This is a genomic window from Paracoccus sp. R86501 (assembly GCF_042466435.1).
Lineage (GTDB): Bacteria > Pseudomonadota > Alphaproteobacteria > Rhodobacterales > Rhodobacteraceae > Paracoccus.
Genome location: NZ_JAXHPZ010000001.1, coordinates 2,051,523 through 2,076,412, shown reverse-complemented (window position 1 = coordinate 2,076,412; position 24,890 = coordinate 2,051,523). Strand labels below are relative to the sequence as shown.

Here is a 24,890-nt window from a genome sequence, read left to right as displayed (position 1 = left end):
TTTCCTTCTGCGGCAGCTATGGAAGGAATTGAGGCGAGGTCCGGCTGATCGGGCCGGACGGAAGGGGCGCGATGGCAAGGTTCGACGCAGAGGCAAGGGCGGGTCTGTCGCTGATCGCGCCGCCGTTTCTTTACGCGCTGGTCATCCTGGCGGCGCCGCTGCTGACCATCCTTGCCTATAGCTTTCTGACCGACGGCTATCTGGAAATTATCCGCGAATTCACTTGGGCCAACTATGCCGAGGTGATGACCGACCCCATCGTGCGCGTGGTCATGACGCGGTCGCTGATCGTGGCGATAGTGGTGACGGCGGTGACGGTCGCGCTGGCCTTTCCGGTCGCCTATTACGTCAGCTTCGTGGTGCGGCCCGAACGCAAGTCGCTGTGGCTGTTCCTGATCACCATTCCCTTCTGGACCAGCTATCTGATCCGGGTGTTTTTGTGGAAGGTGATCCTTGGCTATAACGGCGTGGTCAATTCGTCGCTGACGGGGCTTGGCATCATCGACGAGCCGCTGACCTTCATCCTGTATAACGTCAACTCCATCGTGATTACGCTGGCCCATGCCTATGCGCCCTTCGCCATCCTGCCGATCTTCGTGGCGCTGGAAAAGATCGACCGTTCCCTGCTGGAGGCAGGACGGGATCTGGGCGAAAGCCGGGCGATGACCTTCTGGCGGGTGACCTTGCCCTTGGCGATGCCGGGCGTGCTGGCGGCGGTGCTGATCGTCTTCATCCCCACCATCGGCGATTACGTCACCCCCGAGGTGATCGGCGGCGGCAAGATCCCGATGATTGCCAACATGATCCAGGTGCAGATGCTGGCGCTGGACAACCGGCCCCTCGGATCGGCGCTGGCGGTGACCGCCATGCTAATCGTCGCGGTCATCAGTGTGATCTTCCTGTTCCTGAACCGCCGTTTCCTGAAGGTGCGCCAATGAGCATCCATTCCAACGGTCGCGGCCTGCAGGCCTATGCGGTGCTCTATCTGCTGTTTCTGTACGCGCCGATCCTGCTGCTGCCGATCTTCGCCTTCAATTCCGGCACGATCATCGCCTTTCCGCTGCAGGGCTTCACCACCGAATGGTTTGCGCAGATGTGGGGCAATGCCACCCTGCGCCGTGCCCTGACCAATTCGCTGACCATCGCGGTCAGTTCCTCGGTTCTGGCGACCTGTCTTGGGGTGTTTGCAGCGCGCGCCTCGACCCGTTTCCGCTTTCCGGGCCGCGGGGGGATGATGGGGTTCATCATGCTGCCGATGGTCCTGCCCGAGATCATCGTCGCCATGTCGCTGCTGGTCGTGCTGCTGGGCATGGGGGTGCAGCTGTCGCTGCTGACGGTCATTCTGGGGCACGCGCTGATCTGCATGCCCTATGCCATCGCGATCCTGTCCACGGCCTTTTCCAGCCTTGACCGCTCGCTGGAAGAAGCCGCTTTCGATCTTGGCGAAAGCAAATGGGGTGCCTTCCGCCTGATCACCCTGCCGCTGGTCATGCCCGGCATCATCAGTTCGCTGCTGATCAGCTTTACCATCAGCTTGGACGAATTCATCATCGCCTTCTTCCTTGCGGGGAACGAGCCGACGCTGCCCACCTATATCTTCAGCCAGCTGCGCTTCCCGCGATCCATCCCCGTGATCATGGCGCTTGGGACGGTGCTGGTCGTGCTGTCGGTCGTCCTTCTGGCGATCGGCGAATATTTCCGCCGCCGGGGCAACGCCCGCATCGGTGGCGCACCGACCGGAGGGTTGCTGTGACCAAGGCCAAGGCAATGATCGAATGCCGTGACGTGCATAAATACTATGGCGATTACCACGCGCTGCGCGGCATCGACCTGACCATCAAGGGCGGCGAGTTCTTTTCGCTGCTTGGCCCTTCGGGCTGCGGCAAGACCACGCTTCTGCGGACCATCGCGGGGTTCGAGGATATCAGCAGCGGCGTGGTGCTGATCGACGATCGCGAAATGGGCGATGTGCCCGCCAACAAGCGCCCGACCAATATGGTCTTCCAATCCTATGCAATCTTTCCGCATCTGACGGTCGCGGAAAACGTGGCCTTCGGGCTGCGCCGCGACCCGCGCGGCAAGGCCGAGAAGGCCGCCGCTGTGGATGAGGCTTTGGCGATGGTCGGGCTGAAGGGCTATGGCGCACGCTCGGCCCATGCGCTGTCTGGCGGTCAGCGCCAGCGGGTCGCCTTGGCCCGGGCGCTGATCCTGAAGCCCAAGGTGCTGCTGCTGGACGAACCGCTTTCGGCGCTGGACCGCAAGATGCGCGAACAGATGCAGGTCGAGCTGATCAAGCTGCAGCGTCAGGTCGGCATCACCTTCGTTCTGGTCACCCATGATCAGGAAGAAGCCCTAGTCATGTCCGACCGCATCGCCGTCATGTTCGAGGGCGAAATCGCCCAGCTGGACGGCCCCGAGGCGCTCTATGCCCGCCCCGCCACCCGCCGCGTGGCCGATTTCATCGGGGTGATGAACTTCCTGCCGGCGCATATCGTGGCCGATATCGGTGGCATCGTCACCGTGGATGTTCCGGGTCTGGGTCAGGTGCAATTGCCGCAATCTCAGGTCAGCCGCGCCAACGACGATGACGAGGGCGCGATGATCGGCTTCCGCCCCGAAACCATGACGCTGGTTGGCGCGGGGGCCACGCATAACCAGCCGCGCGAAACCAATGCCACGATTGATGAGGTCGTCTATTACGGCGACATGACCTATTACGACCTGCGTCTGGACGGTGTCGCGCGCACGGATGGCAAATCGCGCACCGTGCGGATTTCCATGCGCAACGTCTTTGGCCGCGACGTGCAAGAGGTCGGCACCCGCACCCGTCTTGCTTGGTCGCCCGGATCGCTTGTGCTGTTCCGTTAATCGCGGGGCGTCAGCTTCAGCCAGATGCCATCCTTGGCCCTGATCGTCAGCCGCGCAACGGGGGTTGGCTGGCGGTCGGTCGTCTCCATCCGGTAGGCGCCGGTGATGGCGGCCAGCATCACCACGCCCTCGACCATGGCCAGACCTGCGCCGGGGCAGGCGCGGGGTCCGGCGGAAAACGGCAGATAGGCTTTGCGGGCACTGGTTTTGCCTTCAGGCGTGTCCCACCGCGCGGGGTCGAACTCATCGGGCCTGTCCCACAGCCGTTCGTGCCGGTGCAGATGCCAAGGCGACACAACCAACTGCGCCCCGCGCGGCACGCGGCGTTCGCGGAAGGTTTCAGCCTGCGTCGCCTCGCGCGCGAACATTGCAACGGCGGGGTACAGGCGCAGGGCCTCGCGGAAGACGGCGCGGGTGGTCTTCAGGGTGGAAACGCTGGCGAAATCATCGCTCAGTTGCGCGGCCTCTGTGGCGACACGGTCCTGCCATTCGGGATGCGCGGCCAGCAGCCACAAGGCCCAGGCCAGGACCGAGGCGCTTGTTTCATGCCCCGCCAAGAACATCACCGCGACCTGATCGATCATCTCGGCCCGCGCGAAGCAGTTTCCGGTCTCAGGGTCCGGCGTAACCATCATCTTGGTCGCCAGATCGTCGGGGGCGGTGCCATCTGCAATCTGCGCCGCGCGGGCATCCACCAGATCAGCGATCAGCCCGCGGATTTGCGCGGCGCTGGCGCGGGTGCGGCGGGAATGGGGCCGCGGCATCCAGCGCGGCAGGGGCAGCAGGGCGGCCAGATTGACCAGCGGCTGAGCCTCTTGATGGGCGCGGAAGGCGTGGAAGACCTGCGCGGCGATGGCATGTTCGACGGGCAGTGAAAACAGCGCGCGAAAAATCACATCGGCGGCGGCATGGGCCGCTTGCGGTTCGACATCCGTAACGCCCGCGGGCATCCGCGCCACCGCCGCCCGCGCCGCATCCAGAATGGCGGGATAGCTGTGACGCAGGCGACCGCCCTCGAATGCAGGATCAATAATGCGGCGTTGACGCGCCCAATCGGCGCCGTTGCTGATGAAGACGCCATTGCCCAGCAGAGGGGCCAGCCCTTCGCGCATCCGGTTCGATTTGGGGAAATCGGCGGGGCGGTCCTGCAGGATGGTCTTGAGCAGCGCGGGGTCGTTGCAGAAAAAGCTGTGGATGATGGGGGTGCGAAACTCGGCCATCCACGCGCGATAGAGGCGTTCGGGCAGCGCCCCCAAAAGGTCGCGCCGAAAGCCGCGCATCAGCGTGCGGATGGTTCCGCGACCTTCCGCACCTGTGGGGCGGGGGGCCTTCATGCGCGTTTGCCGACGGGGCGGGTGATGCGACCGGGTGAGGGGTTGCGCCCCACAAAACGCTGCGCCAGCGTCTGCGGACCGGCGGTGATAGCGAAATAATCGTAATCGCCGGGCTGATCGAAGGCGCAGAGGTATTGGAAATGCAGCCGGAACCAGCGGTTGCGGATGGCCTTCTGGCGTTCGGGCGACAGGGTCTGGGTGTAGGCGGCCGAGATCACCAGCGGCCATCTCTGGTCCGGCCCCGCCATGCCGCAAACCGCCACCGGATCACACAGCGCAAAGCAGCAGGCGTCCCCCGGCGCGGTAACATCCGTCCAGAAGATGCCTTCGGCCTGCGACAGAAAGGCCAAATCATCGCGCAGCCGGTCGGCACGCGGCAGGAACCCCGCCATCGGCACGACATGCCCAAGCGTCAGCAGCGACAGGGCGGGTCCATGCCGGGGCTGTTCGCGCAGCAGATCGGCCAGAGCCGAGACCGCCAGATACGCGCCCGAGGAATGGCCGACGATCAGAACCTCGTCCAGATCCTGCGCCAGAATGGTCTTCAGCCGGTCGCGGAACTGGGTGATGCGGGCTTCCAGCGCGGAGGGATAGGCGCCGTAATTCGCGCAGGTGAAAGCATAATCATGCATCAGGTAATAGGCGAACAGCCGGTGATCCAGCTGCCGCCCCAGTACCAGCACACCCCACGCCACAGCCAGCCCGAGCGGCAGGCCCCAAAGCCCGCCACCCATCGTCGCAATGCCCCATGTGACCAACCCGCTGGCCAGCAACGCCAGCAGCAATTGTGCCAGCAGCACCGCGATAGGGTAAAAGGCCGCGATCACCGGCCCTCGCCGCAGCCGCATCAGCCGCGTGATTGTGCCCGACGCGATATAGATCCACATCGTCCGGAACAGCTGCAGATAGGTCCCCGCGATCCCTGTCAACATGGACGCCTGCACGATATCGGACCAGAGCGCGACCTCGATGCGTGTTTCCACGTCGCGCCCCTCGACATGCGACCCCACGCGCCATGCAAAGCCGCCGCCATCGGGCTGGGCCTTTTTCATCCGCAACTTATGGCCGGATATCTGCGCCTGATCCGCCCCCTCGCGCCGGTACAATTCGCGATAGCGCCGGGGCGGAATGGGGTCGAAACCCGGCAGATAGAGGACATGGCGGCGAAAGGGGGCGGTCATTCGAGCCTCGGGTCGGTTCAGGGCCAGAATAGGGCACAAGCGTGGCGCGACAAGCCCTTGCGGGGTCAGTCCTGCTGCCAGCGGGCCTCATGCACCTCGATCGCGGCGATGCGTTTGGCGACGGGGGGATGCGACAGAAACCACGCCGGCGCACCGCGCCCCATCGCCCCTGTCAGGCGGTCCAGCTTCTGGAACAGCGATTTCTGCGGCGCTGTGCCGAACCCCGCTTTGATCATCAGGGCGCTGGCGAATTGGTCCGCCTCGAATTCGTCCTGACGCGACAGGCGGGCGGCGACGGCGGTGGCGATGGCATTGGCGATCCAGACGCCGATGCCGGGAAGAAACCGCCCCAGAATGCCCGCCAGCGCCATACGGATGGCGTTCTGTCCGGCGAAATCGATCATCCGGCGTCGGGAATGGCCAAGGCTGACATGGCCCAGTTCATGCGCGATGACGCTGGCCAGCTCTTCCGGCGTTACCTCGCAGGCGTCCAGCTTGCGGATGAAGCCGCGGGTCAGGAAGATGCGCCCGTCGGGGGCGGCAAGGCCGTTGACGGGTTCCACCTCATAGATATGGGCGCGGATCGGGGGCAGGTCCATCGCCGCGCCAAGCCGCTCCAGCATCGGCTTCAGACGCGGGTGGTTCAGCGGCGTGGCATGTTCGTTCAGATCCTTTTTCAGCCGCCAAGCCGAAAAGAACCACATCACGGCCAGATAGAGACCCAGCAGGATGAGCGGCGTGAACTTCAACATTGCATCTATATGGGGTCATTCTTGCGGCGGTGCCAGTAACGGTGTGCCAGCCAGATTGCCGCAGCAAGGGGCAGGGCGACGGCCAGCGCCTTCAGGGCGGCGGCCTCTTGGTGGCGAAAGCCGCGTCCGGCCAGATGGCCCGCGCCCAGATGCAGCGCGGCCCAGATCACCTCGCCCGGGATGCTGGCGATCAGAAAGCGCGGCAGGGTCAGTCCCGCCGCCCCCGCGACGTAATTGGTGGCCGGTCCAAGCGGCGTGACCAGCCAGCGCGATAGGAAGACGGCAACCATGCCCCGTCGCGCGACCAGCCTTTGCGCCCGCCCCAGCAGTGCCGCATGGCGCGACAGCAGCGGTTGCAACCAGCGTGCCAGCAAAAACGCGGTCAGATCGCCAAGGCTGGCTCCGATGACCGCACCTATGGCCAAGGGCACCAGATGCAGATGTCCGGTGCCAGCCAAAGCCCCCGCGCTGACCAGCAGCACCGAAGTCGGCACCGGCACCATCATGCAGGACAGAAACGCGCAACCTGCCAGCAGCCACGGCCCCCAGACGGGCAGCAGCCGGGCAAGTTCGCCCATCATCCCAGCAGCCGCATGGCCTGCGTCAGCCCGTCCAGCGTCATCGGCATCATCCGGTCGGGGAAAATCTGGCGGATCATGTCGATCGACTGGGTATAGCGCCAATGATCCTGTGGCACGGGGTTCAACCAGACATGATCGGGCCATGTCTCGGCCAGACGGCGCAACCAGACCTCGCCTGCTTCGGGGTTCATGTGTTCGTTCGCGCCGCCAGGGACCGCGATCTCATAGGGCGACATCGAGGCATCGCCGACCACGATGCATTTATAGTCGCGGCCGAAGCGGTGCAGAATGTCCCATGTGGGCGTCTGTTCGGCCCAACGGCGGCGGTTGTCCGTCCACACGCCTTCGTAAAGGCAGTTGTGGAAATAGAAGTGATGCATGTGCTTGAATTCGGCCCGCGCGGCGCTGAACATTTCATCCACCACGCGGATATGGTCGTCCATGCTTCCGCCGACATCCAGAAACAGCAGCACCTTGACGGCATTGCGACGCTCGGGGCGGGTCTTGACGTCGATATAGCCGTGATCGGCGGTCGCGCGGATGGTGGCGGGCAGGTCCAGTTCTTGGTCCGCGCCGTGCCGCGCCCATTGGCGCAGGCGTTTCAGCGCGACCTTGATGTTGCGGGTGCCCAGTTCGATCCGGTCGTCGAAATCGCGGAACTCGCGCTTGTCCCAGACCTTGACGGCGCGGCGGTGGCGGCTTTCGTCCTGACCGATCCGCACGCCTTCGGGGTTGTAGCCATAGGCCCCGAAGGGCGACGTCCCCGCCGTGCCGACCCATTTGTTGCCACCCTGGTGGCGGCCTTTCTGTTCGGCCAACCGTTCGCGCAGCTTCTGCATCAGGGCGTCCAGACTGCCCGAGCCTTGGATTTCCGCCTTTTCCGCATCGGTCAGCAGCTTTTCGGCCAGCTTTTCCAGCCATTCGCGGGGCAGGGCCTGTTCATTGACCAGCGCCTCGACCGGGATTTCGTCCAGCCCGGAAAATGTTTCCGAAAACGCGCGGTCAAATCGGTCCAGATGCCGTTCATCCTTGACCAGCACCAGCCGCGACAGGTCATAGAACCCGTCAACCTGCCAGCCCGCGATGCCCGCCTGCATTCCGGCCATTAGGTCCAGCCATTCCCGCAGTGAAACCGGCACTCCGTGGCGGCGCAGACTGTCGAGGAAGGGCAGGAACATCAGGCCATCCGGTCGATGAAGACGGTGATGAACAGGCCGACGATGCCAAAGACCACCGCAAAGGCCGCCGCATATTGCAGACGGTCGCGGCGGTTGCCCTCCAGCCTGCCAGCACGCCGCCAGCCCAGAAACGCACCGATGATAAAAGCAGCAATGACGATCATGACGGGCCTTCCGGTTGATCCTTGTACCCCATTGCAGATAGCGCCCCGCGCCTTGCGCCGCAACCGTCGCCCTTGCCGCCCGCGACACCGCGCCCTAGCGTCTGCCATGGGGACAGGAGGATAAGATGCAGGACTTGGGAACATATGATTACATCATCGTCGGCGCGGGATCGGCCGGTTGCGTGCTGGCCAATCGCCTGTCGGCGGACCCGAAGAACCGCGTCCTGCTGCTGGAGGCCGGGGGCCATGATAACCGCTTCTGGGTACATGTCCCCGTCGGCTATCTTTACGCGATGGGCAATCCCAAGCTGGACTGGTGTTATCAGACGGAACCCGAGCTGGGGCTGAACGGGCGGCGCCTGAACTATCCCCGCGGGCGGGTGCTGGGGGGATGTTCCTCGATTAACGGCATGATCTACATGCGCGGGCAGGCGGCCGATTTCGACCGTTGGCGGCAGGCGGGGAACACGGGCTGGGGCTGGGACGACGTGCTGCCCTATTTCCGGCGCAGCGAACGCCATTACGAACCCGCCTGCGATCTGCATGGCGATCAGGGTGAATTGCGGGTCGAACAGCAGCGGCTGAAATGGCCGATCCTTGATGCGGTGGCGCAGGCGGCGCAGGAACTGGGCCTGCCCGAATGCCGCGACTTCAACTGCGGCGATAACGAAGGCGTCGGCTATTTCCCCGTCACGCAGCGGCGCGGTTTGCGGTGGAACGCCCGCAAGGCCTTTCTGAACCCCGCGCGTGGTCGCCCCAACCTGCGGATCGAGACCGACGCCCAAGTGTCGCGCTTGACCTTCGACGGGCGGCGCTGCACGGGCGTCGACATCACCCAGAACGGCATCCTGCGTCATGCGCGGGCAGGGGCCGAGGTGATCCTCTCCGCCGGTGCCATCAATTCGCCCGCCCTGCTGGAGCATAGCGGCATCGGCCAGCCCGACCGGCTGGCGGCCTTGGGCATCGCGCCGCGCCACGATCTGCTAGGCGTGGGTGAAAATCTGCAGGACCATCTGCAACTGCGCACCGTGTTCCGCATCAAAGGCGCGCGGACGCTGAACGACCGCGCGGGCAGCCTGTGGGGCAAGGCGGGGATCGCGCTGGAATATGCGCTGCGCCGCACGGGGCCGATGGCGATGGCACCCAGCCAGTTGGGGATCTTCGCAAAATCATCCGAACAATATGCGACGCCGAACATCGAATATCACGTCCAACCTCTGTCGCTGGACAAGTTCGGCGACCCCTTGCACGATTTTCCGGGGCTGACGGTCTCGGTCTGCAACCTGCGGCCCGAAAGCACAGGGCATTGCCACATCACCAGCGCCGATCCGGCGGCAGCCCCTGCGATCGCGCCGCGATACCTGACGACGGAAAGCGACCGGCAGGTGGCCATCGACAGCCTTCGCCACGCCCGCCGCCTGATGGCCACCCAGCGCATGGCCGAATTCACCCCGCAGGAACTGAAGCCCGGCGCGCATCTGACCAGCGACGCCGAACTGGCGAATGCCGCGGCAGAGGTCGGCACCACTATCTTCCACCCCGTCGGCACCACCCGCATGGGCAGCGACCCCTTGGCGGTGGTCGATGACCAGTTGCGGGTTCACGGGCTGGCGGGGCTGCGGGTGGTGGATGCGGGCGTGATGCCCTTCATCGTGTCGGGCAACACCCATGCGCCCGCCACGATGATCGCCGAGAAGGCCAGCGACATGATTTTGGCGGCGGGGCGGGCGCGTCTGGCGGGCTGATCAGGCGGTCAGCATCTGCCGGAAGGCATGCCAGCTGTCCTTGGGGGTGCGGGCCATCGTGTCGTAATCGACATGGACCAGACCAAAGCGCGGCCCGTATCCCCAGCCCCATTCGTAATTGTCCAGCAGCGACCAGTAGAAGAAGCCGCGCAGGTCCACCCCCTGATCCATCGCCGATTTACAGGCCCGCAGATGGTCGCCGATGAACTGCACACGGCCCGCATCCGCCGTGACCGGATCGCCCGCCGCATGGGCCATGCCGTTTTCGGTCACGTAAAGCGGCAGGTCGCCCGTGTGGTTGTTCTTCAGCCGGACTAGGAATTCCGACAGACCCTCGGGGCGGATCTCCCAATCCATCTGGGTCTTGGGCAGCGGTCCCGGGACATCCGCCGCATTCGGCCAAAGCCCCGGCGCATGGGCGTTCAGGTGGCGGGTATAGTAATTCACCCCCAGCCAATCCAGCGGCTGGGCGATGGTGGCCATGTCATCCTGCCAGCCTTGGGGCAGATGCGAGCCGATCCCCTCCAATGCGGCGTCGGGATAGCCTTGGCCCATGATGGCGCGGATGAACCACTGGTTATAGATGGCGTCCTGCACCTTGGCCGCGCGCTGGGCGCCTTCGCTGTCATCGGCGGGGTGCTGGGTTTCGAAGTTCAGCACAATGCCAAGGTTTTTCGCACCTGCCGCCCGCAGTGCCTGCGTGGCGGTGCCATGCGCCAGCAACACGTGATGCATGGCGCGGCTGGCGGCGCGGATGTCGCGCAGGCCGGGGGCATGGTGGCCTAGGAAGTGGGACAGCCATGCCATGCACCACGGTTCATTCAGCGTCGCCGCGCTGGCAATGCGGTCGCCAATGCGCGCATGGATGGTGGTGCAGAGATCGGCGAATTTCGCGGCTACGTCGCGGTTCTGCCAGCCGCCCTTGTCGGCCAGCGCCGCGGGCAGGTCCCAGTGGTGATAAGTCAGGAAGGGCTTCAGCCCGCGTTCCAGCATCCCGTCCACAAGGCGGTCATAGAAATCCAGCCCCTCAGGGTTCACGGTCACGCCGTCGGGCATCACCCGCGCCCATGAGGTCGAGAAGCGATAGGCATCAAACCCCGCATCGCGGATCAGGTCCAGATCCTGCGGCCAGAGGTTCAGGTGATCGCAGGCGCGTGCCCCGTTGCTGTTGTCGATGATGTTGCCCGGTGTAGCGGCAAAGGTGTCCCAATGGGACGGGCCTGCGCCGCCTTGGGCCGACCCCTCGATCTGATAGGCCGAGGTGGCGGCACCGAAAGTAAAATCGGCGGGGAAATCTGAACGGGGTGGCAGCATCTGGTCTCTCCTCCTGCGGGCGGGTCATGCTGGCATGTTCCCGCGCCTCCTTGAAGGGCCTAGATGCGAACGCCGCGCGGTCCGGCGAACTGACGCCAGATGAAGGTTCCGACGAAGATCGCCGTCAGGATGACGATGATGGTGGGGGCGGGGGCGCTGTCCAGCCAGAAGCTGGACCAGATGCCCAGCACGGTCGCGCCCACCGCGACGCCCACGGCCACCGCCATCATCGCCTGCAGGCGGCGCGTCAGCAAAAACGCGATGGCACCGGGCGCGATCAGCAGGCCGACGGACAGGATGATGCCGACCGACGACAGCATTGCCACCACAGATGCCGCGATCATCGCCAACATCCCGTAATGCAGCCAGCCCGTTGCCAGACCCGCGACCCGCGCCTGCACCGGATCAAAGGCCTGCACGGCAAAGTCGCGCCATTTCAGTACCAGCACCAGCGTCACGATGATGGCGATGGGCAGGGCCTGCGCAAAATCCGCAGGTCCGATGCCAAGGATGTTGCCGAACAGGATGTGGTCCAGATGCACATTGCTGGGCATGGCGGTGAACAGGATCAGCCCGACCGCGAACATGCCCGCCATGACGATGCCAAGCGCGGTATCGGATTTGATGCGGCTGTTGGCGTCCAGCCACCCCGATGCCAGCGCGCAGATCATCCCCGCCACGAAAGCGCCGATGATCAGCGGAAAGCCAAGCGCATAGGCCAGAACGATGCCGGGCAGGACCGCATGGCTGATGCCGTCGCCCATCAACGCCCAGCCTTTCAGGACCAGAAAGCAGCTCAGCAAGGCTGCGGGGATCGCCACGATGACGGCGATCATCAGCGCGTCGGTCATCACCGGAAAGCTGAAAGGTAGAAGAAGGTTGGTCATTGGCGTCCCTCAATGGCGGCGCGGGCGCGGCGGCGGGATGCACGCAGCCCGTGGGTGGGGGCAAAGACGAAGGCGGCAAGGAACAGCAGCGTCTGCAACGTCACGATGATGCCGCCCGGTGCGCCATCCAGAAAGAAACTGGCATAGGCACCGATGGCCGAGGTCAGCGTCCCGATGGCGACCGACAGCATGATCAGCCGCGGGAAGCGGTCGGTCAGCAGATAGGCCGTGGCCCCCGGCGTCACCACCAGCGCGATGACCAAAAACGCGCCCACGGTCTGCATCGCGGCCACGGTCGATGCGGCCAGCAGGGTGAAGAACAGCGCCTTCAGCCGCGCGGGGTGCAGGCCGATGGTGCGGGCGTGGCTTTCGTCAAAGAACACCACCATCAGGTCGCGCCATTTGGCCAGCAGGATGATCAGGGATATGCCTCCGATCAGGGCCAATTGCAGGATATCAGCGGGGGCGATGGCAAGGATGTTGCCCATGGTGATGGCCTGGATGTCCACCGCCACGGGGTTCAGCGATGCCATGAACAGCCCGATGCCGAAAAAGCCGGTGAAGATCAGGCCTATCACCGCGTCCTGCTTCAGTCCCGTGCGGGTGTTCAGGAACAGCATCGCCAGCGCCGCAAGTCCGCCCGACAGGAAGGCCCCAAGCGCGAAGGGCAGGCCCAGCATATAGGCCCCCGCCACGCCCGGCACGATGGAATGGGACAGTGCGTCGCCGATCAGGCTCCAGCCTTTCAGCATCAGATAGGCCGACAGAAATGCGCAGACGCCGCCGACAAGGGCCGAGACCCAGATTGCCGTCGCCATATAGCCATAGGTGAATGGGGTCAGCAGGATATCCAGCATCAGCGGGGGTCCCCCGCGCGGTGGTGCTGGTCGTCGTAAAAGATCAGCGGGCGTTCGTCATCGGTGAAGACATCGACATTGCGTGCATCCTCGTCCTGATGCAGGTCGGTGCCGCCCAGAACGAAGTGGCGCAGCACGCCGCCAAAGGCGATGCGCAGGTTTTCCGGCGTGAAGGTGGTTTCGGTCGGGCCCGACGCCAGCACGGTGCCTTTGACCAGCACCACGCGGTCGCAATATTCCGGCACCGAGCCAAGGTCGTGGGTCGAAACCAGCATCACCCGGCCTTCGTCGCGCATCTGGCGCAGCAAAGCGATGATCGCCTGTTCGGTCTGCACATCGACACCGGTGAAGGGTTCGTCCAGCAGGATGACGCGGGCCTCTTGCGCCAGGGCGCGCGCCAGGAAGACCCGCTTCTTCTGGCCGCCGGAGAGTTCGCCGATCTGGCGGTGGCGGTAATCGCTGATGCCGACGCGGGCCATGGCGTCATCGACGGCCTTGCGGTCGGCGGGCTTCGCGCGGCGCAGGAACCCCATGTGACCATAGCGTCCCATCATCACCACATCCTCGACCAGCACCGGAAAGGACCAGTCAACCTCCTCGGCCTGGGGGACATAGGCGACAAGGTTCTGTGCCAGCGCCTGACGCACGGGCAGGCCCATGATCCGCACCAGCCCCGAGGCATGTGGCAGCAGGTCCATCAGCGCCTTGAACAGCGTCGATTTGCCCGCGCCGTTGACGCCGACCAGTGCGGTGACCGACCCTTGGGGTACCTCGAAGCTGGCATCGCCAAGCGCGGTATGGCCGTTGCGATAGGCGACGGTCAGGTCGCGCACCTGCAGGCCCAATGTGTCGGCGTCAATCATTCTCTAGCCCCGTGACGATGGTTTCGGATGTGACCCGCAGCAGGTCCAGATAGGTCGGCACCGGGCCATCGGCGGCCGACAGGCTGTCAACGTAAAGCACCCCGCCGTATTCCGCGCCGGTTTCCTGTGCGATGCGGCGCGCCGGACGGTCGGACACCGTGCTTTCGGAAAAGATGACCGGCGCCTTATCCTGCCGGATGTCGTCGATCAGGCGGCGCACCTGCTGGGGCGTACCTTGCCCGTCGGAATTGATCGGCCAGAGGAACAGTTCCTGCATGTCGAAATCGCGCGCCAGATAGGAGAACGCGCCCTCGGACGAGACCAGCCAGCGGCGATCTGCGGGCAGGGCGCGGGCGCGGTCGCGCAGGGGGCCGATGGTATCCGCGATCTGCTGTTTGTAGCGTTCGCCGTTGGCGCGATATTCATCGGCATTGTCAGGATCGGCCCCTGCCAGCGCGGTGGCGATGTTGTCGACATAGACCTGCGCCGAATCCAGCGCCATCCATGCATGCGGGTTCGGCAGCCCGTCGTAATCGCCGCCGCGAATGGAGATCGGCTGCACCCCGTCCGACAGCGTCGCCACCGGCACATCCCCGATGCGTGCCAGAAAGCGCTGCGCCCAGAGGTCCAGATTCATCCCGTTGACCAGAATGACATCGGCATTGGCGATGCCGATGATGTCGCCCGGCGTCGGCTGATAGTTGTGGATATCCGCCCCCGGCGGCGTGATCGAGTTCACCTGCGCCAGATCGCCCGCCACGTTGCGGGCCATATCGGCCAGAATCGTGAAACTGGTGGCGACCTTCAGCTGCTCGGCATGGGCCGTAACAGGCAGACAAAGCGCAAGAGCGGTCAGGAATCGGAACATGGGGTTCTCCTTGCCCTCGCTTATCTGCAAATCGTTCGCAACTGTCAACAGTTGCGAACCAGTTGCAACTGGCGCATCCCTGCGGCATGATGGCACCATGACAGGACGAGCGACCAGACTGGAAAAAGCCCTGCGGCAGGCGGGGGTGCGGGTGACGCGGCAGCGGGCCGCGCTGTTGCAGGTGATTGCGGCGGCGGAGGACCATCCCGATGCGGCAGAGTTGCACGCCCGCGCGGTGACGGCGGGGGCGGGGGTATCGCTGGCCACCGTCTATCGCACGCTGACGACGCTTCAGGCGCAGGGCGTGATCGAGAAGCTGGAATTCCAGGGCGAACCCGCCCGGTGGGAGGCCGCCGACCAAAGCCACCATGACCATATGATCGACGTGGACAGCGGCGAGGTGATCGAATTTACCAATGACCGCATCGAGCGTCTTCAGGCCGAGATCGCCGCCGAGATGGGCTATGACATCGTACATCACCGGCTGGAACTCTATGTCCGGCGGCGCTGAGATGCAGGTCTTCGACAAGATCATCTCGGACCGCGGGTCGCGTTATGCGGTGTCGGGTGCCGGGGTCACGGACGCGACGCAGATCAAGCAGGTGCTAACCGATTTGCGCCGTAACAAGCGTTTCGCCAAGGCCACGCATCACAGCTGGGCAGCGGTGCTGGACGACGGTCCGCTGAAAGAGGATGACGGCGAAAGCGGCGCGGGGGCGCTAATCCTGCAGATGCTGGAGCGGGCTGAATTACACGGTCACGTGGTGATCGTCACGCGCTGGTATGGCGGCAAGCATCTGGGGGGCGACCGGTTCCGGCATGTGATCGACGCGGTGCGTCACTATCTGCGCGAAACCGGCCATAAGGACGGCTGACCCCACGCGACGGGCGCGCGGGGTCGCAGGCCATCAGGGTTTGAACATGATCTTGCCATCACGGCCCGGCGTGGTGGCGGCATCGACGGCCTCGGCGGGCTGATCCAGCCCGAATTCGCCGCCCGAGGGCAGCTTCAGCTTGCCGTTCATCACCAGCCCGATCAATTCGCCGAACATGCGCTGCGCATCCTCGGGCTTGGTGGCGGCCATGACTTTGGACCCCCAGAAGCCCTTGACGGTCAGCTGCTTGAAGATCAGCTGGCTGCCCGGCATCTCCAGCGGACCATTGGTGGCGGTGCCGAAGGTGACCAGCAGGCCGTCTTCGCCCAACAGCTCGATCAGGCCGGGAACGATATCGCCGCCGACCGAATCGATGGCGGCCCGTGCGCTGTCATCGCCGATGAATTTGCGCGCCTGTTCGACCCAGTCGTCGCTGTCGGTCGAGATGACATTGGTGATGCCCAGTTCCGCCAGATCCTCGGCGGCGCCTTGGCGGCGGACCAGGTTCAACAGCTTGATGCCGCGCGATTCGGCCAGAACCGTCATGATCTTGCCAACAGCACCATTGGCGGCGGTCTGCACGACCCAGTCACCGGCCTCGACGTTCAGGAATTCCAGCAATGTGATGGCGCTGAAGGGCATGGCGATCAGCTGGGCGGCAGCTTCGTCGGGCATGTCTTCGGGAACCGGGATCGCACCCGAGGCCTGCGCCAGCGCGTATTCGGCCCATGAGCCCTGCAAGCCGGCGGCGGCGATACGCTTGCCCTTCAGAGCGGGGTCAACATCACGCCCCACGGCCTCGACGATGCCGACGGCCTCGCTGCCTGCGGTGGCGGGCAGATCGGGTTTGACGCCGTATTGGCCCTTGATGGTCCACAGGTCGTGATTGTGGATCGGCGACATGATGACGCGCATCAGGACCTGACCGGGGCCGGGTTCGGGGCGGGCGGTGTCGGTCATGCCCAGAACCTGTGCGGGTTCACCGAATTGGTCGTATCTGACGCTGCGCATTTCATATCCTTTCGTGATTTCTTCTGCACAGGACTTGGGAAGCCTGCTTCCTATCCGCCAGAGCGGTCGGGTAAATTCGCTGTCATCTCAATGCGTGCCAGCTTTTTCGACTGAAGTCGTGCCAGTTCACGCAGCACCTGATCGCTGCGCAGACCCTTGGCGCGATACTTGCGCCACAGCCGCAGGCAGGATGCCGGCGACCATGGCAGATCGGCATGTGCCACCCAGTGTCGCAGGGGCGGGGGCAGGGCATCGAAATCTGTCATCGGATCGGTGTTGCGATGTTTGAGGGGCACCGGCACATGGCCAAGATTGCCAGAAAGGGTTGGTCTGGATCGCTTCATCATGCCCTCCGCTGCGGAATGCAGGTTCGGTATGGTATAACATAACAAACCGCAACCGCGCTTGTGGCATTGACGACCCGCGCGGCATCGGTCATGCCCCGCACATGCTGCGTATAGATGACATCACATATAACGTGCAGGGCCGTCCCCTGTTTGTCGGGGCCTCGGCCTCTATCCCCGAAGGCCACAAGGTTGGTCTGGTCGGGCCGAACGGTGCTGGCAAGACCACGCTGTTCCGGCTGATCCGTGGCCAGCTGGGGCTGGATGGCGGGTCCATCGGCCTGCCATCGCGTGCCCGGATCGGGGGCGTGGCACAGGAATCGGCGGCCACCGACCGCAGCGTGCTGGAAACCGTGCTAGACGCGGATGAGGAACGCACCGCGCTGCTGGCCGAAAGCCAGACCGCGACCGATCCCCATCGCATCGCCGACATCCAGACCCGCCTGACCGATATCGACGCCTGGTCCGCCGAGGCGCGCGCCGCGACAATTCTGGACGGGCTTGGGTTCTCGACCGCCGATCAGGCGCGACCGACCAGCGATTTTTCGGGTGGCTGGCGGATGCGCGTCGCATTGGCGGGGGTGCTGTTCGCGCAGCCCGACCTGCTGCTGCTGGACGAACCGACCAACTATCTGGACCTTGAAGGGGCGCTCTGGCTGGAAAGCTATCTGGCGCGCTATCCCCATACCGTCATCATCATCAGCCACGACCGTGGCCTGCTGAACCGCGCGGTCGGGCATATCCTTCACTTGGAAAACAAGCAGCTGACGCTGTATACCGGCGGCTATGACAGCTTCACCCGCATCCGTGCGGAAAAGCGCGCCCTGCTGGCCGCCGAGGCCAAGAAGCAATCCGAGCGCCGCGCCCACCTGCAAAGCTTTGTCAACCGCTTCGGCGCCACCGCCAGCAAGGCACGTCAGGCGCAGGCCCGCGTCAAGATGCTGGCCAAGATGGAGCCGATCACCGCCCCCGAGGAAGCCAAGTTCCACCGCTTCACCTTCCCCCAGCCCGAAGAACTGTCCCCGCCCATCGTCGCGATGGAGGGGGTGTCGGTCGGCTATGGCGACCGCGCCGTGCTGCAAAAGCTGCATCTGCGGATCGATCAGGACGACCGCATCGCGTTGTTGGGTCGCAACGGGCAGGGCAAATCGACGCTGTCGAAACTGTTGGCCGAACGGCTTGGCACGATGTCCGGGCACATCACCCGGTCGAACAAGCTGCGCGTCGGTTATTTCGCCCAGCATCAGGTCGATGAACTGCATCTGGACGAAACGCCGCTGGATCACATCCGCACGCTGCGTCCGCATGAAGGTCAGGCCAAGCAGCGCGCCCGTCTGGCAGGTTTCGGCCTGATGGAGGCGCAGGCCGAAACGCTGGTCCGCCAGCTGTCGGGGGGGCAGAAGGCCCGCCTGTCGCTGCTGATCGCGACGATCGACGCGCCGCATCTGCTGATCCTGGACGAACCGACCAACCACCTGGACATCGAATCCCGCGAGGCCCTGTCCGAAGCGTTGAACGATTACACCGGCGCTGTGGTGCTGGTCAGCCACGACATGCACCTGCTGGGGCTGGTCGCCGATCGCCTGTGGTTGGTCAAGGATGGCAATGTCGGCCCCTATGAGGGCGATCTGGACGATTACCGCAAGTTCCTGCTGACGGGTGATGCGCCCGCCAAGCCGGTGACCGAGGCCGCCAAGCCCGCCGCCCCCAAGAAACCGTCGCGCGACGCGGTTCTGGCCCTGCGCTCCGAGGTGCGCAAATCCGAGGAGCGCGTCCAGAAGCTGACCGAGATGATGGGCAAGCTGGACGTCAAGCTGGCCGATCCGAACCTCTACAACGACCCCTATGAAGCCAAGAAGTGGGGCAGCAAACGCACAGAGGCCGTCAAGGCGCTGGCTTTTGCGGAGGAACTGTGGATGACTGCCCTTGAGAAACTGGATCGGGCCGAAAAGGGCTAGGCGCTGTTGCGAAAATGCGCCTACTCCTCATCCTGTCGGTTGGGGCGGTTGTGCCGATGCGGTTTCAACACCTAAATGGGGGTTAACGCCCCTTCAGTTTTTGGAATCGCCCGATGAAATACGCTCTGGCACTTGCCGTCCTGTTCGCGACCCCGCTGCATGCGCAGGACTTCGGCGCCGAGGGTGGGCGCACCTTCTCGGCCGAGATGGGGCTGGGCGTGTCGTACGGGCCCGATTACCCCGGTTCCGACGACGGCGAGGCCGGTCCCTGGATTATCTGGCGCAATGCCGGTTTCGGCACGCCGACGGGCGATCAGGCGCAGGGCTTTGCGATCGCGCCGTCGTTCGGCACCGAAGGCAAGCGCGACAGCAGCGACAACGACGATCTGGCGGGGCTGGACGATATCAATCGCGCCTATGAACTGGGTCTGCGCGTCAGCTATGGCGCTGGTCCTGTGACCGCCTATGGCACCGTGCGCCGCGGCTTTGACGGTCATGAAGGTCTGACCGGTGAAATCGGCGCGCGCTACCGCACCGACCTGAACGAACGCATCACCCTGTGGTCGGGCGCGCAGATCGGTTATGGCAACGACAAATACAACAACACCTATTTCGGCGTGACGGGTGACGAAAGCGCGACCAGCGGGTTGGACACCTATGCGCCCGGCGGTGGCATCAACGAAGCGGCCATCACCTTCGAGGCGCGCTACAAGCTGAACGAGACCACCTCGCTGTTGGGCGAAGTGCGTTATGGCAAGCTGATCGGCGATGCAGCGGATTCGCCGGTCGTTCAGGAGGAATACCAGCCCTCGCTGCGCTTGGGCGTCACGCGCCGCTTCTCGTTCGGGTTCTGATCGGGCGGGTTCTGATCCGAAGCGATATCAAATTGGAAACGGGGGCGCCTTTCGGCAGCCCCCGTTTTTCGTTTCAGCCCCCGGTCCGCACCCAGCAGCTGACCTGCTGATCAGGGCGCATCGGCACCAGATGCGGCCGGTCGGTGGCGCAGCGGGCCTCGCGGATCGGGCAGCGGGTGACAAAGGGGCATCCCTTGGGCGGGTCGATAGGGCTGGGCAGATCGCCCTCCAGCAGGATCGTTTGGCGGTTGCGTTCCGCGCGCGGGTCAGGCTGCGGGACCGCCGACAACAGCGCCTGCGTATAGGGATGTTCGGGGTTGTCGAACAAGGTCTGGGTATCGGCAATCTCGACGATATGGCCCAGATACATGACCGCGATCCGGTCCGCCAAATGCCGCACCACCGACAGATCATGTGAGATGAACAGCAACGCCAGCCCCAGATCCTGCTGCAACTTCAACAGCAGGTTCAGGATCTGCGACTGGATCGACACATCCAGCGCCGAAACCGGCTCGTCGCAGACGATCAGCTTTGGCTCATAGGCCAGCGCGCGGGCAATCACCACGCGTTGCCGCTGCCCGCCTGACAATTCGTTCGGAAAGCGGTCCCGCTGCGAGGGTTTGAGGCCCACCAGCTCCATCACCTCGGCCACGCGGGCGCGACGTTGGGCGGCGGGGATGCGCTGGATGGACAGCGGCTCCTCGATGGATTGGCCGACGGTGCGTTTGGGGTTCAGCGCCGAGACCGGGTCCTGGAACACCACCTGCAGGTCGCGCCATTGGGCGGCGCGCTCGGTGCGCGTCAGGCTGGCCATGTCGCGGCCCGCAAAGTCGATCCGGCCACTGGTGATCGCGTTCAGGCCAAGGATCGCATTGCCGGTGGTGGATTTCCCGCAGCCGGATTCACCAACGATCGCCAAGGTTTCCCCTGCGCGGACATCGAAGGACACGCCATCGACCGCCTTGACCATCGCCTGCGGTTTGCCAAAGCCCGAATTGCCGACCGGAAAATGCACCTTCAGATCTGTCACGCGCAACAGCGGGGCGGTGGTGTCGGTCATGGTCGGATCATCCCCTGAACGTCTTGCGAATGCCAGCAGGCGGCGCGATGGCCCTTGCCCGTGGGGGCCAGCGGCGGCGTCTGGCGGCAGACCTCGTCTGCCAAGGGGCAGCGGGTGCGAAAGCGGCAACCCTCGGGCCAATTGTCATGGTCGGGCACGGTGCCCGGTATCGAATAGAGCGGCTGTTTGCGCGGGCTGTCCAGCCGCGGGATCGTTGCCAGCAGCATCTTGGTATAGGGGTGGGCCGGGTTGTCGAACAGATCATCGACATCGGCCTGTTCCACAATGCGCCCGCCATACATGACGCAGACGCGGTCAGCCAAGGCAGCCACCACGCCCAGATCATGGGTGATGAACAGGATCGAGGTGCCGGTCTGGTCCCGCAGCCGCCGCATCAGTTGCAGGATCTGCGCCTGAATGGTCACATCCAGCGCTGTCGTCGGCTCGTCCGCAATCAGCAGTTCGGGCTGCGCGATCAGCGCGGATGCGATCATCACCCGCTGGCACATGCCCCCCGACAGTTCCGAGGGCAGCTGTCGCGCACGCTTTTCGGGTTCGGGAATGCCGACATCGCGCAGCATCGCGACCGCGGCGTCCCAAGCCGTCGCAGCATTGGCCTTGCCATGCGCCACAAGGCTTTCGCCCACCTGCGCGCCGACGCTTAGCAGCGGGTTCAGCGACGCGACCGGTTCCTGAAAGATCATGCTGATCTGCTGGCCGCGCAGCTTGCGCATGGCAGCATCGCTGGTGTGGTCGATGGTCTGCCCCGACAGGCTGATCGTGCCGCCCGCATTGCGCAGCTTGCCGCCCAGAAGCCCCATCACCGACAGCGCGGTCAGGCTTTTGCCCGAGCCGCTTTCGCCCACCAGCGCCACGATCTGGCCGGGCTGGACGGTGATATCCACCCCGTCGATGACCATATGCGGACCGACCTGAACCTGCAGACCGGCGATCTCCAGCGTCGGATCACTCATGCGGCACCGCCTGTTCGGATGCGCAGGCGGTCCATGGGCTGATCTGATGCGCCATCCCCGACCTTTGCCCCGTCACCGGGTCCAGCATCACCGCCGAGGGGATCGAGAAGTTCACCGGATGCAGCCCGTTCGGCGCCAGCCTGACCGGATAATGTTGCCCCACCGCGGCTGCCACCCCATCGGCGGCGGCGGTATCCACGGTGACAGTCGGCGTGCTGGCGTCGATGCGGGGGGCGTGGAAGGCGTCCTCCAGCGTCATGCCGCGATCCAGCACGTATGAGACCAGCTGCGTGATCGCCGGAAAGATCTGCCGCCCACCTGCCGCGCCGATGGCCATGACGGGGCGGTCGGCTTTCTTCAGGATGGTCGGGCACATATTGGCCAGCGGGCGGGCGTTCGGAGCGATAGCATTGGGCATGCCCGGACGCGGGTCGAACCACATCATGCCGTTGTTCATCAGGATCCCCGATGTGGGCAGCGTCACCTTGGACCCGAACCGCGACAGCAGGGTATTCGTCAGCGATACCATATTCCCCGCCGCATCGACGACCGACAGATGGCTGGTGCAATCCTTGCCGCCACGTCCGGCGTGCCCCATGGTCTTGAGCCGATCCTCATAGGCCGAACGGATGGCGCGGGCATAGGCGGCGGCGGCTTGCGCGTCATCGCCAAGCGGGCCTTTGGCGCGCAGTTGGGCAAAGCAGTCCAGCATGCTTGGCCCGCCGCATAACTCGCCCAAGACATGAATGTCATGCCCGCCATATCCGATGCTGGCCGAGGTTCCCCAGATCGGCTGGTATCCCGCCAGATCGGCGGCGGTCAGTTTTGACCCGCCATCGCGCAGGTCGCGGACCAGCCCTTGGGCCACCTGACCCTCATAGAAATCGCGCGCACCTGCACTGGCCAGTCGGCGCAAGGTGGCGGCCTTGGCGGGCATCGGGCAATAGGTTTGCACCGTGCTGTTCAGCGGCTTGCCGTCCTGCAGGAACAGCGCGGCGGAATGTTCGAATTGCGCCAGCCCCCGCGCATCAATGGCCAGACAAAGCGAGGTGAACCAGTCGACCAGCATCCCGCGTTCGGCCAGTTCGATCGCTGGCTGCAAGGCATCATGCCATGACAGCGTGCCGTGACGTGCCAAGGCATCGGACAGACCCGCAATTGCACCGGGAATACAGATCGAGCCATATCCGATCAGGTTGCGGTCATCCTTGACGGCAGGCCAGTCGAACCAGTCGCCATCCTTGCCGCCAACCAGCGGGTAATCATCCGAAACGAAATTCTGACCCGCGCGGACGTTGAAATCCAGCGTCTGCACCGGCCCGCCCTGCGCGTCGGCCCATAGCAGCAGACCGCCCCCGCCGATGCCGCTGAGCCAGGGTTCCACCACCGACAGGACCAAAGCCGCCACGACCGCCGCATCCATGGCATTGCCGCCGTCACGCAGGACCTTGGCACCGGCCTCGGCCGCTTCGAAATGCTGGCAGGCGATGATGCCCTTGTCGGATGTGACCTGCGGCTTATGGATATTCCAGTTCTGCATCACGCGCCTTTCCATGCGGGGTGGTCCAGCAGGCTGGCCGGAATTGTGGCCTCGACCGCGTCGCGGCCCTGCGCGTGGGCGCGGTGATGGGCTGCCAACTCGCCCGCCGTGGCGATCCAGATATCGGGTGTCGCCGTGACCTGCGCCAGCAGCTTGTCCAGCATCTGCGTCCGCACAGCTTTGCCCGAAATCCAGTCATGCACCGTCAGCATGAACAGCGTGCCATAGCGCTGGCTGGCCAGCAATTCTTCGGACCAGGCGCGGTGGATGGCGTCGGTGCCAAGGGGCGGGGCCATATCGCCGCCACCGCCCAGAAACTTGAAGAAGATCGCATCATCGGTGGACCAGCTGACGGGAATTTCCGTCACGCTATCGACGCTGTGGGGTGTTTCATATCCCATCAGCGAGGAATCGTAGAACCCCAATCTGCGGCATTCGGCCAGCATATGTGAGGTCATTTCCCACGCGGGCGACCGGAAGCCCTGCGGGGTCTTGCCGGTCTGGGCCACGAACAGCTCGATCGATTTTTCCAGCACATGGGTGAATTGCTGGTCTGATATCTGCGTGACCAATTCGTGGAAATAGCCGTGCAGCCCAACCTCGTGGCCCGCATCGACCAGCGCGGGCAGCATCCACGGATATGTTTCAGCCACGATGGCGGGGACAAAGAAGCTGCCCTTGATGCCATGGGCGTCCAGCAGCGCGGCCAGACGGGGAATGCCGACGCGGGGGCCGAAATTGCGCTGTTCCAGATGGCCCAGCAGTTGCGGCACGTCCTGTCGGTTGTTCCACATCCACGGCGAATGCGCGTCCACATCGACCGAAAAGCAAAAGGCCGATGTCTTGCCGGCAGGCCACGGATAGGTGGGGGCGGGGGAAAGCGCGCTCATAGCGGGGTCTTCTTGTCCTGATAGACATCCAGCGTCCCGATGGAATTGCCGCCATCGACGGTCAGCGTCGCGCCGGTGATATAGCTGGCGAAATCGCTGGCCAGATACATGGCGGCAGGGCCGATATCATCCATCGTGGTCGCACGTCCCAAGGGGATGGCCTTGGTCACGCGGTCGATATGTTCCTGCGACAGCTGGCTAACCTCGGACCCCGCAGAGAAGCCCGGCTCCAGTGCGTTCACGCGGATGCCGAATTGCGCCAGTTCCTGACCCATCGCCTTGGTCAGCCGGTCCAGCGCCGTCTTGGAAATGCAATAGGGCGCCGCCGTCAGCCGCATCTTGCGCGAGGCGCCCGACCCGATATTGATGACGCTGCCCTTGCGGCCATCCGCGATCATCTGCTTGGCAAAGCCGCGCGTCAGCACGAAGGGGGCGCGGAAATTCACGTCCATCATGCGGTCCCAATCCTCGATCTCCATGTCCAGCATGAAATGGCTGGGATAGATGGCGGCGTTGTTGATGACGATGTCGGGAGCGCCCCATTCGCGCCCGACCGCATCGATCAGCCCCAGCAGATCAGGGGTCGAGGTCAGGTCGCCCGCCACCGCCAGCGACCCCGGCGCGTCCAATTCGCGCAGCAGATCATCCAGTGCCGCCTGACCGCGATCGGTGACGCAGACCTTGGCACCGGCCGCCGCAAAGGTCTTTGCAAGGCCGCGTCCGAACAGGCCAAGTGCCCCGGTGATGACGACACCCTTGCCGTGGAAATGATCCTTGAAATCCATGATCTGC

Annotated in this window: 26 protein-coding genes; 8 read left to right on the top strand and 18 right to left on the bottom strand. The window is 64.5% G+C overall.

Annotated features, from left to right (window positions below):
* Nucleotides 1–71: 71 nt before the first annotated feature.
* From SJY40_RS10065 to SJY40_RS10055, 3 genes are read left to right on the top strand one after another with little or no spacing between them, the layout of a single operon-like run.
* Nucleotides 72–938, top strand: a complete 867-nt coding sequence (locus SJY40_RS10065; RefSeq protein WP_378945783.1) for an ABC transporter permease — start codon at nt 72–74, stop codon at nt 936–938.
* A complete protein-coding gene (locus SJY40_RS10060) occupies nt 935–1,753 on the top strand; it encodes an ABC transporter permease (RefSeq protein ID WP_378945780.1) in 819 nt (272 codons plus the stop codon). Before SJY40_RS10065 ends, SJY40_RS10060 begins: the two co-directional genes overlap by 4 nt.
* A 14-nt stretch (nt 1,754–1,767) precedes the next feature.
* Nucleotides 1,768–2,868, top strand: coding sequence for an ABC transporter ATP-binding protein (locus SJY40_RS10055; RefSeq protein WP_378948370.1), 1,101 nt, complete (start codon nt 1,768–1,770; stop codon nt 2,866–2,868).
* Here the strand turns inward: SJY40_RS10055 and SJY40_RS10050 are convergent.
* The 6 genes from SJY40_RS10050 to SJY40_RS10025 form a co-directional block, all read right to left on the bottom strand.
* Entirely contained in the window at nt 2,865–4,202 is a 1,338-nt protein-coding gene (locus SJY40_RS10050; RefSeq protein ID WP_378945777.1) for a cytochrome P450, read from the bottom strand. The genes SJY40_RS10055 and SJY40_RS10050 overlap by 4 nt on opposite strands.
* A complete protein-coding gene (locus SJY40_RS10045) occupies nt 4,199–5,383 on the bottom strand; it encodes a hypothetical protein (protein ID WP_378945774.1) in 1,185 nt (394 codons plus the stop codon). Before SJY40_RS10045 ends, SJY40_RS10050 begins: the two co-directional genes overlap by 4 nt.
* Before the next feature lie 65 nt (nt 5,384–5,448).
* Nucleotides 5,449–6,135, bottom strand: a complete 687-nt coding sequence (locus SJY40_RS10040) for a M48 family metallopeptidase (RefSeq protein WP_378945771.1) — start codon at nt 6,133–6,135, stop codon at nt 5,449–5,451.
* Nucleotides 6,136–6,140: 5 nt separating this feature from the next.
* Complete coding sequence (locus tag SJY40_RS10035; protein WP_378945768.1) at nt 6,141–6,713, bottom strand: DedA family protein; 573 nt, start codon at nt 6,711–6,713, stop codon at nt 6,141–6,143.
* Nucleotides 6,713–7,894, bottom strand: a complete 1,182-nt coding sequence (locus SJY40_RS10030; protein WP_378945765.1) for a VWA domain-containing protein — start codon at nt 7,892–7,894, stop codon at nt 6,713–6,715. The genes SJY40_RS10035 and SJY40_RS10030 overlap by 1 nt, the downstream gene beginning before the upstream one ends.
* Complete coding sequence (locus SJY40_RS10025) at nt 7,894–8,058, bottom strand: hypothetical protein (protein ID WP_378945762.1); 165 nt, start codon at nt 8,056–8,058, stop codon at nt 7,894–7,896. Before SJY40_RS10025 ends, SJY40_RS10030 begins: the two co-directional genes overlap by 1 nt.
* A gap of 125 nt (nt 8,059–8,183) precedes the next feature.
* Here SJY40_RS10025 and SJY40_RS10020 point away from each other — a divergent pair, with 125 nt between their 5' ends.
* Nucleotides 8,184–9,803 (top strand): GMC family oxidoreductase, encoded by a 1,620-nt coding sequence (locus tag SJY40_RS10020; protein ID WP_378945759.1) that lies wholly within the window; start codon nt 8,184–8,186, stop codon nt 9,801–9,803.
* Here SJY40_RS10020 and SJY40_RS10015 read toward each other — a convergent pair whose 3' ends face one another.
* From SJY40_RS10015 to SJY40_RS09995, 5 genes are read right to left on the bottom strand one after another with little or no spacing between them, the layout of a single operon-like run.
* Nucleotides 9,804–11,117 carry a GH1 family beta-glucosidase gene (locus SJY40_RS10015; RefSeq protein ID WP_378945757.1) on the bottom strand — a complete coding sequence of 438 codons (1,314 nt, stop codon included), beginning with the start codon at nt 11,115–11,117 and terminating at the stop codon, nt 9,804–9,806. It abuts the gene before it with no gap.
* A 59-nt stretch (nt 11,118–11,176) separates the two neighbouring features.
* Nucleotides 11,177–12,004 carry a metal ABC transporter permease gene (locus SJY40_RS10010; RefSeq protein ID WP_378945755.1) on the bottom strand — a complete coding sequence of 276 codons (828 nt, stop codon included), beginning with the start codon at nt 12,002–12,004 and terminating at the stop codon, nt 11,177–11,179.
* Entirely contained in the window at nt 12,001–12,861 is an 861-nt protein-coding gene (locus SJY40_RS10005; RefSeq protein WP_378945752.1) for a metal ABC transporter permease, read from the bottom strand. Before SJY40_RS10005 ends, SJY40_RS10010 begins: the two co-directional genes overlap by 4 nt.
* Nucleotides 12,861–13,724 carry a manganese/iron ABC transporter ATP-binding protein gene (locus SJY40_RS10000; protein ID WP_378945750.1) on the bottom strand — a complete coding sequence of 288 codons (864 nt, stop codon included), beginning with the start codon at nt 13,722–13,724 and terminating at the stop codon, nt 12,861–12,863. The genes SJY40_RS10005 and SJY40_RS10000 overlap by 1 nt, the downstream gene beginning before the upstream one ends.
* A complete protein-coding gene (locus SJY40_RS09995) occupies nt 13,717–14,592 on the bottom strand; it encodes a metal ABC transporter substrate-binding protein (RefSeq protein WP_378945747.1) in 876 nt (291 codons plus the stop codon). Before SJY40_RS09995 ends, SJY40_RS10000 begins: the two co-directional genes overlap by 8 nt.
* Nucleotides 14,593–14,689: 97 nt before the next feature.
* On the opposite strand from SJY40_RS09995, the gene SJY40_RS09990 reads away from it, so the two are divergent.
* Nucleotides 14,690–15,103: a Fur family transcriptional regulator gene (locus SJY40_RS09990; RefSeq protein WP_378945745.1), complete on the top strand. Its 414-nt coding sequence runs from the start codon at nt 14,690–14,692 to the stop codon at nt 15,101–15,103.
* A gap of 1 nt (nt 15,104) precedes the next feature.
* On the top strand, nt 15,105–15,467 hold the full coding sequence (locus SJY40_RS09985; protein ID WP_378948367.1) for a YigZ family protein: 363 nt from the start codon (nt 15,105–15,107) through the stop codon (nt 15,465–15,467).
* A gap of 33 nt (nt 15,468–15,500) precedes the next feature.
* Here the strand turns inward: SJY40_RS09985 and SJY40_RS09980 are convergent, their stop codons facing one another.
* Both SJY40_RS09980 and SJY40_RS09975 read right to left on the bottom strand, forming a co-directional pair.
* Nucleotides 15,501–16,478 (bottom strand): zinc-binding dehydrogenase, encoded by a 978-nt coding sequence (locus SJY40_RS09980; protein ID WP_378945742.1) that lies wholly within the window; start codon nt 16,476–16,478, stop codon nt 15,501–15,503.
* 50 nt (nt 16,479–16,528) lie between these two features.
* Nucleotides 16,529–16,822, bottom strand: coding sequence for a DUF6525 family protein (locus tag SJY40_RS09975; protein WP_378945740.1), 294 nt, complete (start codon nt 16,820–16,822; stop codon nt 16,529–16,531).
* 104 nt (nt 16,823–16,926) lie between these two features.
* On the opposite strand from SJY40_RS09975, the gene SJY40_RS09970 reads away from it, so the two are divergent.
* Together SJY40_RS09970 and SJY40_RS09965 are read left to right on the top strand one after the other, a co-directional pair.
* The gene (locus SJY40_RS09970) at nt 16,927–18,780 is read left to right on the top strand and encodes an ABC-F family ATP-binding cassette domain-containing protein (RefSeq protein WP_378945737.1); all 1,854 of its coding nucleotides are present in this window, start codon (nt 16,927–16,929) and stop codon (nt 18,778–18,780) included.
* Nucleotides 18,781–18,893: 113 nt separating this feature from the next.
* Nucleotides 18,894–19,634, top strand: coding sequence for a MipA/OmpV family protein (locus SJY40_RS09965; RefSeq protein WP_378945734.1), 741 nt, complete (start codon nt 18,894–18,896; stop codon nt 19,632–19,634).
* Between the two features lie 73 nt (nt 19,635–19,707).
* Here SJY40_RS09965 and SJY40_RS09960 read toward each other — a convergent pair whose 3' ends face one another.
* From SJY40_RS09960 to SJY40_RS09940, 5 genes are read right to left on the bottom strand one after another with little or no spacing between them, the layout of a single operon-like run.
* Entirely contained in the window at nt 19,708–20,694 is a 987-nt protein-coding gene (locus SJY40_RS09960) for an ABC transporter ATP-binding protein (RefSeq protein ID WP_378945732.1), read from the bottom strand.
* A complete protein-coding gene (locus SJY40_RS09955) occupies nt 20,691–21,668 on the bottom strand; it encodes an ABC transporter ATP-binding protein (protein WP_378945729.1) in 978 nt (325 codons plus the stop codon). The genes SJY40_RS09960 and SJY40_RS09955 overlap by 4 nt, the downstream gene beginning before the upstream one ends.
* Nucleotides 21,661–23,208: a gamma-glutamyltransferase gene (locus SJY40_RS09950; protein WP_378945727.1), complete on the bottom strand. Its 1,548-nt coding sequence runs from the start codon at nt 23,206–23,208 to the stop codon at nt 21,661–21,663. The genes SJY40_RS09955 and SJY40_RS09950 overlap by 8 nt, the downstream gene beginning before the upstream one ends.
* Nucleotides 23,208–24,098 (bottom strand): polysaccharide deacetylase family protein, encoded by an 891-nt coding sequence (locus SJY40_RS09945; RefSeq protein WP_378945724.1) that lies wholly within the window; start codon nt 24,096–24,098, stop codon nt 23,208–23,210. The genes SJY40_RS09950 and SJY40_RS09945 overlap by 1 nt, the downstream gene beginning before the upstream one ends.
* Nucleotides 24,095–24,883, bottom strand: a complete 789-nt coding sequence (locus SJY40_RS09940) for an SDR family NAD(P)-dependent oxidoreductase (RefSeq protein WP_378945721.1) — start codon at nt 24,881–24,883, stop codon at nt 24,095–24,097. Before SJY40_RS09940 ends, SJY40_RS09945 begins: the two co-directional genes overlap by 4 nt.
* Nucleotides 24,884–24,890: the final 7 nt, after the last annotated feature.